General features: G+C 57.7%; 18 protein-coding genes. All 18 read right to left on the bottom strand.

Going from position 1 to position 18,660, the window contains the following annotated elements:
• Window positions 1-78 precede the first annotated feature (78 nt).
• Window positions 79-1,404, bottom strand: a complete 1,326-nt coding sequence (locus WMO24_RS11280; protein WP_349216543.1) for a diguanylate cyclase — start codon at window positions 1,402-1,404, stop codon at window positions 79-81.
• A 246-nt stretch (window positions 1,405-1,650) separates the two neighbouring features.
• Complete coding sequence (locus tag WMO24_RS11275) at window positions 1,651-3,786, bottom strand: polyribonucleotide nucleotidyltransferase (RefSeq protein WP_349216542.1); 2,136 nt, start codon at window positions 3,784-3,786, stop codon at window positions 1,651-1,653.
• A gap of 182 nt (window positions 3,787-3,968) precedes the next feature.
• Entirely contained in the window at window positions 3,969-4,226 is a 258-nt protein-coding gene (gene rpsO, locus WMO24_RS11270) for a 30S ribosomal protein S15 (protein WP_349216541.1), read from the bottom strand.
• A gap of 155 nt (window positions 4,227-4,381) precedes the next feature.
• Window positions 4,382-5,305 carry a riboflavin biosynthesis protein RibF gene (gene ribF / locus WMO24_RS11265; protein ID WP_349216540.1) on the bottom strand — a complete coding sequence of 308 codons (924 nt, stop codon included), beginning with the start codon at window positions 5,303-5,305 and terminating at the stop codon, window positions 4,382-4,384.
• 6 nt (window positions 5,306-5,311) lie between these two features.
• Entirely contained in the window at window positions 5,312-6,193 is an 882-nt protein-coding gene (truB, locus tag WMO24_RS11260) for a tRNA pseudouridine(55) synthase TruB (RefSeq protein WP_349216539.1), read from the bottom strand.
• Complete coding sequence (locus tag WMO24_RS11255) at window positions 6,178-7,140, bottom strand: DHH family phosphoesterase (RefSeq protein WP_349216538.1); 963 nt, start codon at window positions 7,138-7,140, stop codon at window positions 6,178-6,180. The genes truB and WMO24_RS11255 overlap by 16 nt, the downstream gene beginning before the upstream one ends.
• 25 nt (window positions 7,141-7,165) lie before the next feature.
• Window positions 7,166-7,516, bottom strand: coding sequence for a 30S ribosome-binding factor RbfA (gene rbfA / locus WMO24_RS11250; protein WP_349216537.1), 351 nt, complete (start codon window positions 7,514-7,516; stop codon window positions 7,166-7,168).
• Window positions 7,517-7,550: 34 nt separating this feature from the next.
• The gene (infB, locus tag WMO24_RS11245) at window positions 7,551-9,938 is read right to left on the bottom strand and encodes a translation initiation factor IF-2 (RefSeq protein ID WP_349216536.1); all 2,388 of its coding nucleotides are present in this window, start codon (window positions 9,936-9,938) and stop codon (window positions 7,551-7,553) included.
• Entirely contained in the window at window positions 9,935-10,264 is a 330-nt protein-coding gene (locus WMO24_RS11240) for a L7Ae/L30e/S12e/Gadd45 family ribosomal protein (RefSeq protein ID WP_349216535.1), read from the bottom strand. The genes infB and WMO24_RS11240 overlap by 4 nt, the downstream gene beginning before the upstream one ends.
• Window positions 10,254-10,535 (bottom strand): RNase P modulator RnpM, encoded by a 282-nt coding sequence (gene rnpM / locus WMO24_RS11235; RefSeq protein WP_349216534.1) that lies wholly within the window; start codon window positions 10,533-10,535, stop codon window positions 10,254-10,256. The genes WMO24_RS11240 and rnpM overlap by 11 nt, the downstream gene beginning before the upstream one ends.
• Before the next feature lie 58 nt (window positions 10,536-10,593).
• Window positions 10,594-11,676, bottom strand: coding sequence for a transcription termination factor NusA (gene nusA, locus WMO24_RS11230; protein ID WP_349216533.1), 1,083 nt, complete (start codon window positions 11,674-11,676; stop codon window positions 10,594-10,596).
• 46 nt (window positions 11,677-11,722) lie between these two features.
• Window positions 11,723-12,208 (bottom strand): ribosome maturation factor RimP, encoded by a 486-nt coding sequence (gene rimP, locus WMO24_RS11225; RefSeq protein ID WP_349216532.1) that lies wholly within the window; start codon window positions 12,206-12,208, stop codon window positions 11,723-11,725.
• A 109-nt stretch (window positions 12,209-12,317) separates the two neighbouring features.
• Window positions 12,318-13,463 carry a glycerate kinase family protein gene (locus tag WMO24_RS11220; protein ID WP_349216531.1) on the bottom strand — a complete coding sequence of 382 codons (1,146 nt, stop codon included), beginning with the start codon at window positions 13,461-13,463 and terminating at the stop codon, window positions 12,318-12,320.
• 34 nt (window positions 13,464-13,497) lie between these two features.
• Window positions 13,498-14,823 (bottom strand): C69 family dipeptidase, encoded by a 1,326-nt coding sequence (locus WMO24_RS11215; RefSeq protein ID WP_349216530.1) that lies wholly within the window; start codon window positions 14,821-14,823, stop codon window positions 13,498-13,500.
• Between the two features lie 13 nt (window positions 14,824-14,836).
• A complete protein-coding gene (locus WMO24_RS11210) occupies window positions 14,837-15,721 on the bottom strand; it encodes a DMT family transporter (RefSeq protein WP_349216529.1) in 885 nt (294 codons plus the stop codon).
• Window positions 15,718-16,887: a sugar diacid recognition domain-containing protein gene (locus WMO24_RS11205; RefSeq protein WP_349216528.1), complete on the bottom strand. Its 1,170-nt coding sequence runs from the start codon at window positions 16,885-16,887 to the stop codon at window positions 15,718-15,720. The genes WMO24_RS11210 and WMO24_RS11205 overlap by 4 nt, the downstream gene beginning before the upstream one ends.
• 45 nt (window positions 16,888-16,932) lie before the next feature.
• On the bottom strand, window positions 16,933-18,276 hold the full coding sequence (locus WMO24_RS11200; protein WP_349216527.1) for an MFS transporter: 1,344 nt from the start codon (window positions 18,274-18,276) through the stop codon (window positions 16,933-16,935).
• Window positions 18,255-18,660: hypothetical protein (locus WMO24_RS11195; RefSeq protein ID WP_349216526.1), on the bottom strand; the 406-nt coding region annotated here is incomplete at its 5' end. The genes WMO24_RS11195 and WMO24_RS11200, both read right to left, overlap by 22 nt.

The following is an 18,660-nucleotide window of genomic DNA, read 5'->3' as shown; positions in this document are numbered from 1 at the left end:
ATAATATGTATTCAGCGCCGCGTCAATCGGAAGTTACAAAAAAACATCCGTATTTTCTTTTGAAAACACGGATGTTTTTTATTTGATCACATCTACATGAACGCGGCTCTTTCCGCTGCGCTTGGCCGTGTACATGGCGCGGTCGACCCGCGCGTACCACGTTTCGAAAGGCATTTTTTCGCTGCTGCAAACAACGCCGATGCTCAGCGTCGGGCCCAGCTTGCCATACAGCTGGCTGGTCCGCCGGGCAAACAGCTGGCAGAACAGTTCCGCCTTATGCCGTGCAATGGACTCCGAATCCGTATGGCTGAGATACACCAGGAACTCATCGCCGCCAAAACGTACGGCAACGTCATTTTCACGCACATTTTCTTTCAGGATCTTGCCCAGTTCCACCAGGACGCTGTCCCCTACCTGATGGCCCAAATGGTCATTGAGCTGCTTGAAGTCATCGATATCGATCAGCATCAAAGCGCCCTTTCCATCGTCCATTTCCAACCGGCGAACTGCCTCGCGCCGGTTGAGCAGATGGGTCAACGCATCCACCGTGGCCTCTTTGGTCAGCCGCTTTTGCAGTTCAATGGAAGTAGAAATATCCATAATGATGCTGATCATTGCGGCGCGGCCGTCCTCGGTGGTGATAAAGCGCCCCTTGTCATACACCCACAGATACGTTCCATTTTTGCGGCGCATCCGGTACTGCACCTGATACTCTCCCGGGCCGCGGAAACCACTCCAAACCTGTTTTTCCACCAGCGGAAGATCATCCGGGTGAATGATTTTTGCCATCTTGCCGCCGGTATCTTCCATCAGTTCCCGATAGGTATATCCCATATAGCCCAGCAGTTCGTCGTTGATCACGTACAGCGGGAACCCGTCTTCCATGTATCCGCCCATGATGCCGCCCGGAATGACGTCGCTCATCAGCTTCAGCAGTTTCTTCTGGGAGCTTTCCTGCATATGAACAACGTCCTGCCGGCCGTAATTCAGCGGAAGGAATTCTCGTTCCGGCTGGTGAATGGAGGGCGCCGACATATGAATGCTGCCGATTTTCCAGTCTCCGTCCCGCCGCACAAAGCCAACGGTCAGACGCGTTTGGAACTGCAGACGGCCACCTGCTCCATCGGAGGTATCCAGGTCCACCAAACAGAAGCTGGCGCACACATCCGGCGTGAGGCTTTTCTCACGGTAATTCAAAAGCTCATATTTGACGGGTTCGGAACTTTCATGAAACTCCTCACGCATCAGCACCGCCAGCGCCTGCTTGTCGGCGGCGATCTCATGCTCTCCGGTTCCCAGGCTGTAAACGTCCTCTGTCAGGAAGGAAAGACTTTTTTCCAAATCACGCTGCGTCAGGTACGCATCAAAAAAACGCTCCAGCGTTTCTCTTGGCTGAGATGGCACGTCGATCTCCCTCCTTTGACAAAAATCACTCCGGCATGAGCCGAAGCCATTCTGCGTTCTTTATAAAGTATAGGCTACCAATCCTGTAAAATTCTGTCAACTAGTGCCCAGTGGGATATCCTTATTTAAAACGATACATTCCCCACTATAAATAGACAAATTTTGATCAAATTGAAAATTTGACCCGAATTAGACCGCAAAAAAGACCGTGCCTTTCGGCACGGTCTTGAACAAAACGAGTTCGATTTATTTGCCCTGTTTGGCAGCCAGATCCGCCAAAGCGTCTTTGCGGGACAGGTTGATGCGGCCCTGCTGATCGATCTCGGTGACCTTAACCAGCAGCTCGTCGCCCACAGCGACCACGTCTTCCACTTTTTCCACGCGCTTGGTATCCAGCTTGGAAATGTGGACCAGACCTTCTTTGCCCGGCGCGATCTCCACAAACGCACCGAAGGTCATCAAACGGGTCACACGGCCTTTGTAGATGGCACCGATCTCGGGGTCTTCCACAATGGTCTTGATGGTGTGCAATGCGCGCTCGCCGTCTTCCTGGTTGATGGCGCTGATGAAGACGCTGCCGTCCTCTTCCACGTCGATCTTGCAGTTGCAGTTGGCGCAGATCTCCTGAATGACCTTGCCGCCCTTGCCGATGACGTCTTTGATCTTATCCACGTCGATCTTGAGGCTCAGCATCTTGGGCGCATACTTGGACAGCTCCGCACGAGGCGCCGGAATGACCGGCAGCATGATCTCGTTCAGGATATACAGGCGGCCTTTGCGGCACTTTTCAAACGCTTCTTCGATGATCTCATAGGTCAGGCCATCCACTTTGATGTCCATCTGAATGGCAGTGATGCCGTTCTTGGTACCGCCGACCTTGAAGTCCATGTCGCCGTGGAAGTCTTCCACACCCTGAATGTCCAGCATGGTCATCCAGCGCTCGCCCTCGGTGATGAGGCCGCAGGAAATGCCGGCCACGGGCTCCTTGATGGGAACGCCTGCATCCATCAGGGCCAGCGTGGAGCCGCAGATGGACGCCTGGCTGGTGGAACCGTTGGAAGAAAGCACCTCAGAAACCAGACGCAGCGCGTACGGGAACTCCTCAGTGGAAGGAATCATGGGCAGCAGAGCGCGCTCAGCCAAAGCGCCGTGACCGATCTCGCGGCGGCCGGGGCTGCGGGGCGCACGGGCCTCGCCCACAGAATAGGGCGGGAAGTTGTAGTGGTGAATGTAACGCTTGGTCTCCTCCGTGGACAGATCGTCCATGATCTGCGCGTCACGCAGGCTGGACAGCGTGCAGGTGGTCAGGACCTGCGTCTGGCCGCGGGTAAACATGCCGGAACCGTGTACACGGGGCAGCAGGCCAACTTCGGCGGCCAGCGGACGGATCTCGTTGATGCCACGGCCGTCCACGCGCTTGCCCTCGTCCAGAAGCCAGCGGCGAACCACGAACTTCTGCATTTTGTACATGATCTCTTCGACGGTGGCCTCGCCCCACTCCTCGCCGTATTTCTCGGAAATGCGGTCACGGATGGGCAGCAGGCGCATGTCGCGGACGTTTTTGTCATCGGTGTCCATGGCGGCTTTGAAGTCATCCAGGAACTCAGCCTTCACAGCTTCGAACAGGTCGTGATCCAGCTCCATGGACTGGAACTCTTTCTTGGGTTTGCCGATCTCGGCCACGATGGAGTTGATGAACTCGATCATCTTTTTGATCTCCACGTGAGCGGCTTTGATGGCGTTCAGCATGGTGCGCTCGTCCACTTCGTTGGCGCCCGCCTCGATCATGACGATCTTCTCCATGCTGGCGGCAACGGTCAGCTGCAGGTCGCTTTTCTCGCGCTGCGCCTCGGTGGGGTTGACCACCAGCTCGTTGTCCACCAGACCCATGTAAACACCCGCGATGGGGCCTTTCCAGGGAATGTCGGAGATGGAAATGGCGATGGACGTACCGATCATGCCGGCGATCTCAGGGCTGCAGTCCTGGTCCACGCTCATAACGGTCATGACCACAGACACGTCATTGCGCATATCCTTGGGGAACAGCGGACGGATGGGGCGGTCCACCACACGGGAGGTCAGGATCGCCTTTTCACCGGGGCGGCCTTCGCGGCGCATAAAGCTGCCGGGGATGCGGCCCACTGCGTACAGTTTCTCTTCAAAGTCCACGGAAAGCGGGAAGAAATCAACGCCTTCACGGGGTTTTTCAGACATAGTGACGTTGCACAGCACACGGGTGTCACCATAGCTGATCATGCAGCTGCCGTTGGACAGGCCGCACATTTTGCCGGTTTCCACAATGAAGGGACGGCCGGCCAGTTCGGTTTCGAACTTGCGGTAATGGGGGAATGTCTCTTTCTTGGAGGAGAATTCCAATGCCATAATGTTGCCTCCTTATCAAAGCAATTTGATTTATTTTCAAGGGAGGCTTTAGCAACAAATCCAGCCCGCGTCGGCGCAGAAGACACGCGTTCGATTTATTGCTAACAACCTTCCCGTTGAATGCGAACAAAATACACCGAAAGGCAGAGGGATGAGCCCGTCTGCCTTCGGTTAAAATGTTCTTATTTACGCAGGCCGAGTTTTGCGATCAGGGCACGATAACGCTCGATGTCCTTTTTCTTCAGGTAGGCCAGCAGATTGCGGCGACGGCCGACCATTTTCAGCAGGCCGCGGCGGCTGTGGTGATCGTTTTTGTTGTCCTTCAGGTGCTCGTTCAGGTGGTTGATGCGCGCGGTCAGCAGCGCGACCTGAACCTCAGGAGAACCAGTGTCGTTCTCATGAACGCGGGCGGACTCGATGATGGTCTGTTTGTTTTCCATTTCAATAACTCCTCTTTTTCAAAATGAATGTGCCCAAAGCCCAGTGTCGGTACCAAGCGAGGATATGCCGGCCACCAAGCCCGGGTATGCCACAGTACGGCAGCTTATATAGTATACCACACGCACTGCAAAAAAATCAAGCTGAAAACGCCATTTCACAGGGACTGTTTTTGAAAATAATCCAGCGAAGCCCGGGCGGCCCGGCGCACCATGGCGGCCAGATCGTTCACGCTTTCAAACTTTTCGGTGGGCCATAAGTATTTGTAAAAAGAAACCGTCACCTCGTCGCCGTAAATATCGCCGGAAAAGCCCGGCAGAAACGTCTCGCAGGTGATTTTATCCTCGTCGCTGACGGTGGGGCGGCTGCCCAGCCCCGTGGCCCCCGGGTGCCGGGTGCCGTCAGACAGGGTGACCTGTGTGACATAAACGCCGCTTCGGGGGATCAAAAGTCCCTCGGGATAGGTGAGGTTGATGGTGGGGAACCCCAGTGTATGCCCCAGGCCCTGCCCCCGCTGCACACTGCGGCGCAGGCTGTAGGGCTGACCCAGCATGTCATTGACCGGCTCCATTTCCCCCTGGGAAAGGCAGGCCCGGATGCGGGTGGAAGAAACCGTTTGCCCCTGGTACTGTGCCATGGGCACCACATGCACTTCGATGGAACGCTCCGCGCAAAGCCGGCGCAGCACTTCCACGTTGCCCGCCTTGTCCTTGCCGAAGGTGAAGTTGTCCCCGCAGAACACGGCCCGCGCTCCCAGGTCCCGCAGCAGCACCTCGTCCACAAACTGACGGGGCGACAGGACCCGGAACTGCTCAAAAGGTGGGCACAGGTACAGCTCCACACCCAAAGAGGCAATGCGGCGCCGCTTTTCTTCCCCGGTGAGAATGCGGCGGCCCTTAAACCCGCCGGAAACCGGCAGGGAGAAGGTAAACGCCGCAGCGGTCAGCCCCCGGCTGCGGGCACAGGACACAGCTTCGCTCAGCACTGCCCGGTGTCCCAGATGGACGCCGTCAAAGTACCCCAGCGCCACAGCACTGCCCGCGCCGTATTCCATTTTGCCAAGCTCGGTAAATCGCTGCAACCGCACTTACTCCCTTTCCACAAACAATTTTTCCGTGTGAAGCGTACCGTTCTTTACCCGGCCAACGCCCAGAAAAGCGCCGTCCCGCCGCAGACGGACCAGTCCATCCGCCGCGGCGCACCGATACACGGGCGCGCCGTTGCGCAGGCGCTTTTCTCCCGTTTCGTCCACCTGCCAGACCGGCAAATGTGCAAACACGGTTTCCACGCTCAGAAGAAGCTGTTCCAGGCGCCCCTCGTCCCGCGCCTGCTGAATCTGCTCAAAACCCACCGCCTGCTCCTGCGTATAGGGGCCTGCCTGGGTGCGGCGCAGCGCGGCCAGCGTGGCGGGAACACCCAGCGCCGTGCCAATGTCCTCCACCAGCGTGCGCACATAGGTGCCTTTTCCGCAGGCGACATGCAGTGCGTATTCCCGCTCCGACACGCGGCCGGTCAGCGTCAGGGAATGGATGGTCACCGGGCGCGGCTTGCGCTCTACCGTTTCGCCGCGCCGGGCCGCCTTGTACAGCGGCTGCCCATTGATCTTCACGGCTGAATACATGGGCGGAAGCTGCATCTGCGGACCCAAAAAGCGGTCCAGCACCTGCCGCACCGCCGCCTCATCCAGATTCGGCGGAAGAGGTGCCTCTTCCAGCGTCTCACCGGTGACGTCACCGGTGTCCGTACGGCGGCCCAGCAGCATCACCGCATCATAGGCTTTGTCGGTGTTCTGCTGCATATCTACGGCTTTGGCCGCGCCGCCGATAAACACAGGCAGCACACCGGTCGCCATGGGGTCCAGTGTGCCGCTGTGGCCAATTTTTCTTGTTTTGCAAATGCCGCGCAGTTTGGCCACCACGTCAAAGGACGTGAAGCCCGCGGGCTTGTCCACAATCAAGATTCCTTGCACAGAGCACGCTCCACTTCTGACAGCAGCGCCGCCTTTGCATTTTCCATACTGCCCAGAATCTCGCAGCCGGCCGCCTGTTTGTGGCCGCCGCCGCCCAGATGCGCACAGATCTGCGCCGCGTCCACACCCACTTCGGTGCGCACGCTGACTTTGTAGCTTCCGGTGGGCTGCTGACGCAGCGTAATGCCCACGCGGACGCCCTCGATCATGCGGGGAAGGCTGGTGATGCCTTCCAGATCCAGCGGTTCCACGCCGGTGCGCTCGATCTGCTCCTTGGTCAGGCTGATGATGGCGCAGGCGCCGTCAAAATGATACTCCAGGCTCTCCAGCGCAATGCGCTCGATCTCCAGACGGCTGCGGGATTTGCTCTCGAACAAAATGTTGTTGAGTTTGACCAGATCCGCCCCCGCCTCGATCAGACGGGCCGCCACCAGATGTGTTTTTGCCGTTGTGTTGGCAAATTTGAAGCAGCCTGTGTCTGTGGCCAGGCCTGTGTACAGGCAGTTGGCAATCAGCGGCGTGATGGAAACATCCATGGATTCAAACAAACTGTACAAAAGTTCGGCTGTGGCTGCCGCCTCGCCGTCCAGCAGCATGGCGTCGGCATAGCCGCCGTTGGAGGGGTGATGGTCAATGCACAGATCCACCCGGTCCGCATACTGGGAAACCGGATCGCCGAACAGCTGGATGCCCGCCACGTCCACGGCAACAATGTAGCGCGGCTCAAAAGAGCCGTCGTACATGCCGATCTCCATATAATCGTAGCGTGCGGGGATCTCGTCCGAACAGGTGACCGCCACGGTCTTGCCCAAGCCCTTGAGCACATGATACAGCGCCGCTGCGCTGCCAATGGTGTCGCCGTCAGGATTTTTATGGCAAAGAAGCAAGATGTTCTCTGCTTTCAAAAGACGGCTGATGACGGTCACCAGGTCCAAAATCTCACTCATAATTTCTCCTCTTTTACCCTTCGGGTCACTCTTCGCGCTTCAGTCCCGCGATCAGTTCATTGATGTGGGTGGCATACTTGGCCCCGTCATCCGCAAAGAAGCGGAATTCGGGCGCTTTGCGGATGTGCATGTGCGCGGCCACTTCGCTGCGCACATGTCCGGCCGCGCGGTTCAGCGCCTTGACGGCCTGCTCGGTGGCGTCATCCGCCCCCATTTTGCTGACATACACCTTGGCACTGGACAAATCCGGCGCCACTTCCACACGCATCACCGTCAAAAAGCCCTGGACCCGAGGATCCTTCATCTGGCCGATAACGCTGATCAGCTCACGCTTCATGTCTTCGGTCAGCCGAGCCATATTTTTGCTTTGTGGCATTGCTGATCTCCTTTCTTTGAGAGAAGGGGCGCGCTCAGTCGCGGTACTCTTCCATCACAAAGGCTTCGAACACGTCGCCTTCCTTGATGTCAGAGAACTTCTCAAGCCCCACGCCGCACTCGTAACCGGCGGCAACTTCCTTGACGTCGTCCTTAAAGCGGCGCAGAGAATCGATCTCGTCCTCGGTGATGACGATGCCGTCACGCACCAGGCGGATCTTGGCGGAACGGGTGATTTTGCCCTCCTGCACGTAGCAGCCCGCAATGGTGCCCGCAGAAGAGATTTTGAACACGTTGCGGACCTCGGCACGGCCCAGCTCCACCTCGCGGTATTTCGGAGCCAGCATACCCTTCATGGCGTCGTTCACGTCGTTGATGGCGTCATAGATCACGCGATACATGCGCATCTCAACCTCAGCCTGCGCCGCCTCTTCCTTCGCAATGGGATCGGGACGGACGTTAAAGCCGATGATGATGGCGTTGCCGGCGTTGGCCAGCATGACGTCGGATTTGTTGATGGCACCCACGCCCGCGTGGATGACCCGCACGCGCACCTCGCCGTTGGACAGCTTCTCCAGCGACTGCTTCACCGCTTCGGCAGAGCCCTGCACGTCGGCCTTCACAATGATGGCCAGCTCTTTGCGCTCGCCCTCGGCGATCTGGCTGAACAGATTGTCCAGCGTAACTTTCTTATAGGCGGCGAACTGTTTCTCCTTGGCCTCGACAGCGCGCTGATCCGCCAGCTCACGGGCCAGTTTTTCGTCTTCGACCGCGTCAAAAATATCACCTGCCGCAGGCACTTCGGTCAGGCCGGTGATCTCCACAGGCGTGGAAGGACCTGCCTCTTTCAGATTGCGGCCCTGGTCATCACGCATCACGCGCACACGGCCCACAGCGGTTCCGGCGATCACGATATCGCCCTGATGCAGTGTGCCCTTCTGAACCAGAATGGTGGCCACAGGACCCTGGCCCTTGTCCAGGCGCGCCTCGATCACCGCGCCTTTGGCACGGCGGTTGGGGTTGGCCTTCAACTCTTTGACTTCCGCTACCAGAATGATGTTCTCCAGCAGATCTTCGATGCCCTGACCGGTCAGTGCGGAAACAGGGACGCAGATGGTGTCGCCGCCCCACTCCTCGGGAACCAGCTCATACTGGGTCAGCTGCTCCATGACATGGGTGGGATTCGCGGTGGGTTTATCCATTTTGTTGATGGCCACGATCACCGTAACACCCGCCGCTTTGGCATGGTTGATGGACTCGACGGTCTGGGGCATGATGCCGTCATCCGCAGCTACCACCAGAACGGCGATATCTGTCAGGTTGGCACCGCGGGCGCGCATGGAGGTAAACGCCTCATGGCCCGGGGTATCCAGGAAGGTGATGACCTTTCCGTTTTTCTCCACCTGATAAGCACCGATGTGCTGGGTGATGCCGCCGGCCTCGCCCGCGGTCACGCGGGTCTTGCGGATGGCATCCAGAATAGAGGTTTTGCCGTGGTCAACGTGACCCATGACCACCACGACGGGCGGCCGCTCCTGCAAATCCTCCTCGCGGTCTTCGTCCACCTCAAACAGACGCTCCTCAATGGTCACGTGCACTTCGTGCTCCACCTTGGCGCCCAGTTCTTCGGCCACCAGAGAAGCCGTGTCGAAATCGATCACTTCGCTGATGGAGGCCATGACGCCCAGACCCATCAGCTTTTTGATGACCTGCGCCACATTGACTTTCAGACGGGTGGCCAGTTCGCCCACCGCGATCTCGTCGGGAATGGAAACCTTGAGCTGCGCTTTGCGGGCCTTTTCCAGCTGGATGCGCTGCAGGCGCTCGGCCTCGGTCTCGCGCTTTTTCTGGAACGGCTGGTTGCGGTTTTTCTTGTTGCCGAACTTCTGCTTGTTGCCGGCCGGCGTGGGTTTGCGGCGGTTCTCCACGTTCTTGGTGCTGGCCAGATCGGTATATTTTTCGTTGAATTTATCCAGGTTCACGTCGGACACACGGGTATCCACCGTGACCGTGACCACTTCGCGCTTTTCGGGCGCGGGGCGGTTCGCCTTCTCCTCTTTGGGCATGCGGATGCGCTCTTTGCGCTTGGCAGGCGCGGCTTTCTGCTGCTGCGGACGCTGTGCCTCCGGCTTTGCCGCGGCGGGTGCCTGCGGTTTTGCGGCGGCCTGCGGCTTCGCCGCCTGAGGCGCCGGCTTCTCTTTCTCTTTTTCAGCGCCGGACGCCGGCACGCTGGACAGGTAAGCATCCAGGCTGGTCTCTTCATTCTGGGTGGTCAGCTTTTCAAACAGCTGGTTCAGTTCCGCATCCGTCAGCAGAGAAGAGTGCTTCTTCGCCTCGCCGGTCAGCTCGCTGACCATCTCCAGCAATTCTTTGCCGGGGATATTCAAATCCTTGGCAACATCACTCAGTTTATATTTAATCATGGGCGTTCCTCCTTAACTGGCGCCGCGCAGGCGTCTAGGTTTTTGCGGCAAAGCACCGCGAGGTTTTCATCGGTGACAGCAAATACGCCCGTAGGCTTTTTGCTGACGGCGGAAAGTTCAAACTGGGTCAGAGGCATATCCGCCGTTTCTGTTTCGTTCTGGCAAAACCGGACCACACGCTGGCGCGTGGCCGGGGAAAGATCGCCGGCGCAAAGCACCAGGCACGCTTTTCCCTGATTGACACTGTCTTTCACCGCGTCAAACCCCATTACCAGGGCGCCTGCCTTGCGGCACAGGGAAAGCGCAAACAACAGTTTATTCTGCATTCGGCTCCCCTTTTTCGATCTCGGCCTCCATGGCCGCATAAATTTCATCCGGAATGGAGACCTCCAGCGCCCGCTCGATGCGCCGGGCCTTGCGCGCCTTGGCAAGGCAGGCGGCGGACGGACACACATAGGCGCCGCGCCCCGGTTTCTTGCCGGTCAGGTCCAGCGACACGGTTCCGTCCTGGGCGCGCACCACGCGCACCAGTTCCTTTTTGGGCTTCGATTCGCCGCAGCCATTGCAGCGCCGCAGCGGAATTTTTCTCTGGGTCATACAGGTCTCCTTCCAATGCTTTGTAACGGAGCGGGAACTTCTCTGTTCCCCTGAGAATTTACTCCTCGGTCTTTTTCACAGGCGGTTCTTCGCCGTAATATCCGCTCTCCGGCCGGATATCGATATTATAGCCGGTCAGGCGGGCGGTCAGGCGGGCGTTCTGGCCCTTATTGCCAATGGCCAGGCTGAGCTGATGATCGGGCACCGTCACACGGCAGGCGCGCGTCTCACCTTCCAGAATCTCCACGCCCACCACGTCGGCCGGGCTGAGCGCCTCGCTGATAAACTTGGCCGGGTCTTCGTTCCAGCGAACGATGTCGATCTTCTCGCCGCCCAGCTCCTCAACGATCTTGGCCACACGCTGACCGCGGGGGCCGATGCATGCACCCACGGGATCCACGTTCTCGTCCTTGGACCAGACTGCCATTTTGGTGCGGGCGCCCGCCTCACGGCTGATGGCTTTGATCTCCACGGTGCCGTCAAAGATCTCGGGCACTTCCATTTCAAACATACGTTTCACAAGGCCGGGGTGCGTGCGGCTGATCATCATGCGGGGACCGCGCTCGGACTCGACCACGTCCACCACATACACCTGCAGATGCTGGCCCTCGGTCAGGGTCTCGCCGGGCACCTGCTCATTGCGGGGCAGGGTGGCAACGCCGCCCTTGCCCAGTTCCAGCGTGACGATGCCGCGCTGCGGATCCACATTCGTGACCACCGCAGAAACGATCTCGTGCGCTTTGGACTGCATTTCCGCGTACATCTGGCTGCGCTCGGCCTCTTTCAGGCCCTGCCGGATCACATGTTTGGCCGTCTGTGCCGCAATGCGTCCGAAGTCCTTGGTTTTCAGCGGAATCTGGAACATATCGCCCAGTTTGTAGGTCTTGCGCTTTGCCTGCGCAGCCTCCAGGCTGATCTGTGTGCGGGTGTCCTCCACCTCATCCACAACCTGTTTCAGCAGGCTCACGTTGAACTTGCCGGTCGCCGGGTCGATCTCCACGGAAACATTTTCATCCTCAACGTCATAGTCTTTTTTGACTGCGATGACAATGGCGTTCTTGATTTTCTCCAGCAGGTATTCCGCAGGCAGGCCGCGCTCCGCCTCCAGCATGGAAAGTGCTTCAAAAAATTCTGCGTTCATTTTTCCGATCTCCGTCCTTCTCATAATTGGTTGTCTTAACCGAAGGTCAAAACAGGTCCTCGTCGTCGCACAGCTTGAAATAACTTGCGTCTTTGGTATCGATGGCCGCCAGAGTGCCGTCCTCCCGCTCCAGAGTGACAACAGTGCCCTCTTTTCCGCGCAGAATGCCGGTCACCTCGCGCTCGCCCGCTTCATTGGCACGAATGAGATGCGCCAGCACCTTCTGCCCGCATTTCGCCGCGAAGTGCGAATCCCGGGTCAGTCTGCGGCCAAGGCCGGGGCCGCCCACCTCCAGATAATAGCTCTGTGAAATGGGGTCCGCCTGATCGATCACCGGGTTGATGGCCCGGGTAGCCGCCTCGCATGCCGCGATATCCAACGGGGTATCCCGGTCGATGAAGACGCGCAGAAACCAGTCCGGTCCTTCCTTTTCAAAGCGCACATCCCAAAGCCGCAGGCCCAATTCCTCCAGCACAGGCGTCACCAGTGCTTCCACGATCTGCACCGTGCCGCCCACCTTTTCTTTTGCCATGCAAAACCTCCTGTCAACAAGGCCCTAACAACAGGAAAGAGCGGGCCTTGCGGTCCACTCTTTCCATAAAAACTTATCGTACTGTAATAATATAGCACATCGGTCCAAATTATGCAAGCCCTGTTTTCCGGGCGCAGTCGTAAAAGCGAAGCAGATTTTCCATGGTCAGACGCAGGTCGTCTGCCGCGCGGGACTTCATAGCCTCGTAGGGCAGCGCCACACGGTTGATGCTGAACACTCCCGTGACCCCCTGCTCATACACCTGCTCGATGTGATCGCCGATGTCGCCGACCACCGCCACCACCGGCACGCCCGCTTTCTGCGCCCGGTGTGCCACGCCAAGCACCACTTTGCCCCGCAGGGACTGGGTGTCCAGCTTGCCTTCGCCGGTGAACACCATTTCCGCTCCGTCCAGCATGGCGTTGAAGCCCACGGTATCCAGCACAGTCTCGATGCCCATCTGCATCTGTGCGCCCAGAAGCGCGGCCATTCCGCCGCCCATTCCGCCGGCCGCACCGGCGCCGGGCAGATCCAGAATCTCCTTGCCCGTATCGCGCCGAACCACGTCGGCCAGATTCTGCAGGCCTGCATCCAGCCGGGCAACCATGGCGGGGTCCGCGCCTTTCTGCGGGCCAAACACCGCCGCTGCGCCTGTCGGTCCGCACAAAGGCGTATCCACATCGCACATGGCAATGACCGGCACCTCTTTCAACCGGGGATGCAAATTTCTCAAATCAATGTGATCCACCTGCTTCAGCGTGCGCCCTACGGGCACAAACGAAGTTCCATTCTTATCCAGGAACACCGCGCCCAACGCCGCGGCCGCACCGCAGCCTCCGTCGTTTGTAGCGCTGCCGCCCAACCCTACCACCAGTTTTTTACAACCGGCATCCAGAGCGGCGGCCATCAGCTGACCCACGCCGTATGTGGTGGTGCGCTCCGCGTTCCGGGCGCCGCCCACCATAGGCAGGCCGGCCGCCGCCGCCATTTCCACCACAGCCGTCCCGTCCGGAAGAAGGGCGAAGAACCCGTTCGCCGGTTCTCCGTAAGGGCCCTGCACCGAACAGTGGCGCTTCTCGCCGCCCACCGCCTGCAAAAAGGCTTCCACACTGCCCTCGCCGCCATCGGCCACCGGCACGCACACGACCTGTGCGCCGGGAATTCGGCGGAGAATCGCCTCTTCCATAATGGAGCAGATCGTGCGGGAACTCATGGTTCCCTTAAAGGAGTCCGGAATCACAATAAACTTTCTCACGAGCAGCAGCTCCCTTTCCTGCGATGTTCCGCGTTTACTCGATTCCCGCGTCTTCGCGCACTTTTTTCAAATAAGGAATGCGCTGCGGCTGCGTGCACGGTCCATCATCCTGTTCCAGAGCCGCGTACAGACGGTCCGCCTCATTCTCCACCGCGCTCCAATCCTTTGCCATGGCCTCGGTCAGTTCCTGGGCAGAGCGGCACGGGTCGGCTGCCTGCGCCATTTCCTGCTCCATTTTGTCCCACACCGGACGTACCACGCGGATAAAGCGGGGATAATCTTCCTCAATCTTATAGTTCAGCCGTTCGAACTTCCACCACAGCGAATCTTCGCTGAAACGCGCGCCCGCATGACTGAGGTTTGCAGGCAGTTTGCCCTCCAGATAGCAGGGCACATACACCGAAGCACAGGGACTGGACAGTGTATTGAACCACACCAGCGGCTTATCGGGCGTCAGTTCCACCACCGCGCCGGCTGCTGTTTTGCTGGCATCCGGGTCGATGCTGTGCATACAGATGGACACATGCAGACCATCCGCCGGGCTGAACCGCGGCTCGATCAATTCGCCTTCAAAATGATCCCGCTGAATCTTCTGAAGCGTCTCGCGGGTAATGTCCCCCTTGGCCTGATTCAGCAGCTTATTGAGACGCATCCAGCGGGGATGCGCCGCCCGGTGCTTGATGGACATGGCGCTGTAGGCCTGCGCAAAGTTAAAAGGCAGCTCCCGGGGGTACCAGCCCATCTCATAAGCGTGTTCCTGCAGATCGGGGCTGGCCTCGTCCCACTGCGTGGTGGTGCTGTAGCAGTTGGAAATACCCGCCACATCCTGCACACGGCGCGCCACCCAGCGGCGGTTGACGGTGTCCAGAACCCACGCCTCGGTCGGGTCCGCGATCAGGAACGCATTATGATAGTGGAACACTTTGCCCACAGCCGCATTGCCGCCCTGGCCGTATTTTTCCAGCAGCGAAATGATGACGTGCATGGCTTCATACGCTGTTTTCCCGCGCTCCAGGCCCAGTCGAAGCAAGTCCATGCCGATCAGGCCGTTCTCCGTCTCTTCCTCTTCTTTGGACCAGACCGCCTCGTTGCCGATGACCACTTTGTGTTCGTTCATGCCATGTTCAAAGCCCCAAAGCCAATAGGGCTGCGAACCCATGACACGATAGGTGTGCTCCACCTGCGGAATGGTGATGTAGGTGCATTTCAGCTCTTCGCCCGGCGCATGGTCCGCTGCTTCAAAAAGTACCAGCGGCTGCGCCTCGTTTACGGGCCGATCACTGTTTTTTGCAAACAGAATGTTTCCGGAACGGGTGCTGTTTCCCAGCGCCACCATTGTATCGCAAGAATAGAATTCCATTTTTCTTCTCCTTTCATTGCTTGAGATCCGCACGCTGTGCGCTGCGTTCTCCCAATACGATCAAAATTGAAGCCGCTATGATGGCCGCGCATCCGGCCATCGTTCGAATATTCAAAGGTTCCGCGAATGCCAGAACGCCTGCCACTACGCTGACCACCGGTTCCAGCATATTGAGCACAGAAGCGGTGGATGCCCCAAGAGTGCGAATGCCGTAAGTGAGCATTGCCAAAGCAAAAATCGTACACACAACCGAAATGATGATCAGACAAACAAACGCCGTCCCGTTGGGCGGTGCCTGCAGCTGGCCCAACAACAGACTTTTGGCGCCAAAAATCAGTGTGGAAAACGCGCTGACAAAAAAGATGACTTCCATGGGCGGCAGAATTGCAAAACTGCTTTTGCGCCCTGCGATCACAAACGCAGCATACGTGACGGCAGAACCCAGTGCCAGCAGAACGCCCGGCAGTGCAAGCCCTTGGGAAAAATCAGCCAGAAGAGCCACGCCCGCCAGTGCGACCGCCACGGCAGCCACCTTATAACGTGTAATTTTTTCGTGGTACAGTACCGCCATGACCGCCAGAATCACCAGCGGATAAGCGAAGTGAAACATGGTGGCCAAACCGGTGGGAATGTACTGATACGAAAATGTGAGCAGATTAATGGTCATGCCAAAGCCGAGAATTCCAAACACAAGAAGGTGCCACAGTTGCCGACGCGTCACATAACGTCGATTGGAACGCTTGATTAAAAACAACAGCGCAAATGCGGATGAAAAAAGAAACCGAAAAAACACCACGCTTTCCGCATTCATTCCCTGTGCCATCGCCGTCTTGGAAAACACCGGCATAATGCCGTACGCCACCGAGGCGGCCAAAACCGCCAGCACACCCTTGATCATGTGTCTGCCTCCACATTCTCCCGATCGATCTGCAGAAGTGCCGCCAAAATATGAAGTCTCAGCCGGTCGCTTTCACAATGCAACGGGTCCAGGCCGGTTTGTTCTTTCAGGCGCTGCATACGAAACGCCACGGTGTTGCGGTGAATGTACAATCGCTCTGCCGCAGCACTGGGGCTCATTTCACTGGAACTGAGCGCGATCACTGTTTTGGCCAGTTCTTCATCCTGACGCAGCAAACCCAGACCTTCACGCAGTGCCTCCGACCGCCTCAGGTCCGGCATATGCCGGACCATCCAACACAAAAGCCAGTCCTGAATGTGGTAAATCCCCGGGGCAGCGCATCCAGGCCACCCCATCAGGAACCGGGCTTCTTCAAAGCTTTCCGGCACACGTTCCATTGCCGAAGCCACGCTGCCGCAGACCATGCGCAGTGCGATGCCCTGTGAAGCGCAATCCGCGCGCAGCGTTTCAAAAAAACGCTCCAGTTCCGCGCGGGCCTGCCGGGTTCGACCTGCCGGCGCTGTCTTCAGCAGCACCACCTGCTTTCCGCCCAGATATGCCGCGATGTCCTGCGCCGAAAAGCCCGGCATCCGTTCGACACTGCGCAGCACCGCGTCGTGCATGGAGGACGGACGGCGGCGGCCTGCCAGCGGCTGTGCCGCAAGCAGGCAGACCGCACGCGGCTGGTCCATATCATACCCGTGCCGTTCCGCCCAAAGGCGAACGCTCTGTGCATCCTGCGGGCTCGCCAGAGAGATCAAACGGTTCACATAACTGGTCTTTGCTGTCTGATCACTGAGTTTCTGATCATTTGCAAATTCCTGCTCCATCAGCAGTTCCGCCGTCAGTTTCACAAGACGTGCCATATGCTCCAGCTGGTGCGGATCGCCCGTGACACCCACAACACCCACCACTTCGCCCGCATGGCACAGGGGCATATTGATGCCCGGCTGCGTACTTTCCGCGCCGGCATCTGTGGTGTCAAAGCACTGGACGGTCTCTTTTCGCTCCAGAACAAGGCATGCGCCCACATGAAGCTTTCCGATCCGGTCCGGTTCTCCGCTGGCGATAATCACACCGCGCCCATCCATCATATTTACGTTGCAGCCCAGGCTTTCCATCATTCGATCCACTAGCTTTTGGGCCACAGGTGCGTCCAGAAACATGGCTTCACCGCTTTCATGCGGGCCCGCATACAGCGGGCCCTGCTGTTATTCCTGCTCAGCGGCTTTTGCCGCCTCGCGCTCGTTCAATTCCGCAACAATCTGATGCATACGGTCCTCGTTCAGTTTCCAGCCGCACAGAACCAGCGTCATCAGCAGATAAATCACTGCCGGAACAACGCAGTAGATCAGCAGAATGCCCTGCAAAGCCTGCGGGGTCTGCGCCTCATTGGCCACATAGCCGAACAGGTCCAGCCAGCCGCCGACGATAGTGGCAGAAATGGCCATGCCGAACTTCTGGCAGAAGGTATAGAAGCCGTAGTTGATCGCACGCACGTTTTTGCCCGTCAGCCACAGGCCATAGTCGGTGGTGTCCGCGATCATGGTGAAGAAAATCGCCAGTGTGGCGCTCATGGCAAACATTCCAACCAGGTTGGTCGCAACCACTACAACACCGCTGGTGGGGATAAAGTAGCGAACGATGCTTGCAGCCGCGAATACGACGCCGCAGGCCATCAGAAGTTTCTTCTTGCCGGTTCTGCGCGCAATGGGTTCCACGCTCAAAGCCGCCACCGCCGAAATCGGCGCATTGAAGAACAGGATGGTAGACATCAGCGTTGCCGAACCATAGTAGTAGTTGAAGAAATACGCCATGGACGAAGAGAAGATGTAATAGCCCAGCGTGCGCAGGAAGAATGCAACGCTGACCACCAGCAGCTGCTTGTTGCTGACAACCGCCTTGAAATATTCTTTCGCCGTGGTGCGCTCGGATTTTTTGGGCGCCGTGGCGCGCTCTACAATGCCGCGAACACAAATCAGGGTGGCAAAGGTCGCAATCAGCGCAAAGATCAGTGCCGTGCGGGAATAAGAAGTGTTTCCGGTCTGGCCGCTCTTCAGATACGGAGTGGCAATGGAGATGATCAGGCTGGGGATGGCCACAATGGCAAAACGGATGGAGTTCAGTTTCGTGCGCTCTTCCGTGCTCTGGGTCATCGTGGATGCAAACGCGTTGAAGGGAATCGCATAGCATGTATACATCAGCGTCCAGAAGCAGAACGCCGCCAGCGCAAAGACCGCCTGCAGATTGGTGGGAAGATCAAACTTTGTAAACATTATAACAAAGCTGACAGCCGTGGCAATAGAGCCCCACAGAATCCAGCGTTTATAATGTCCGGTTTTGTCGGAAATGTAGCCGATGAACACGTCGTTCACACCGTCGAAAATACGGCTTACCATCGAAATCAGACCAGCCAGTGTCGCCGGGATCCCCAAAACGTCCGTATAGAACACCAGCAGGAAAATCGCAATGAACTGAAGATACAGGTTGGCGGTGATATCGCCAATGCCGTAACTGATCATTTCCTTCATTGTCAGCTTTTTCGTTTTATCCATGAATAACCCTCCTCTTTAATTGGTTCACAACAACTTTCAGAATGCGGAACGCGCGCCTCCCTTCCAAATGCACTTTGTGCACTTTTATCGTTTATTCGTTTTTTTGATATCAAAATTCTAGCATATTTCACCATGAATGTCTTTATTCCCGCACCCCAGAATCTTTTGACCGCATTTGTGCTCTGCGCACAAAAAGCGACCACTGCTCCCAAAATCAAATTCTCCTGTTCAGGAACAGCATGCGCCGTTGTTCTTCCCTCTCTTTTTGAAATCATATGCCTGCCGTCGCGGACACAAATACGCTTGCGCGCCGGCCGCCCGAAAAAAATCTCGAAACGTTGTATGGTGAAAACATGCAAAAAGCGCGCACGTTCAAAACGTGCG

The sequence above is a fragment of the Ruthenibacterium intestinale genome (assembly GCF_040096265.1).
GTDB lineage: Bacteria > Bacillota > Clostridia > Oscillospirales > Ruminococcaceae > Ruthenibacterium > Ruthenibacterium komagatae.
The sequence above is the reverse complement of the archived record's forward strand: the minus strand, read 5'-3'. Positions and strand labels throughout refer to the sequence as shown.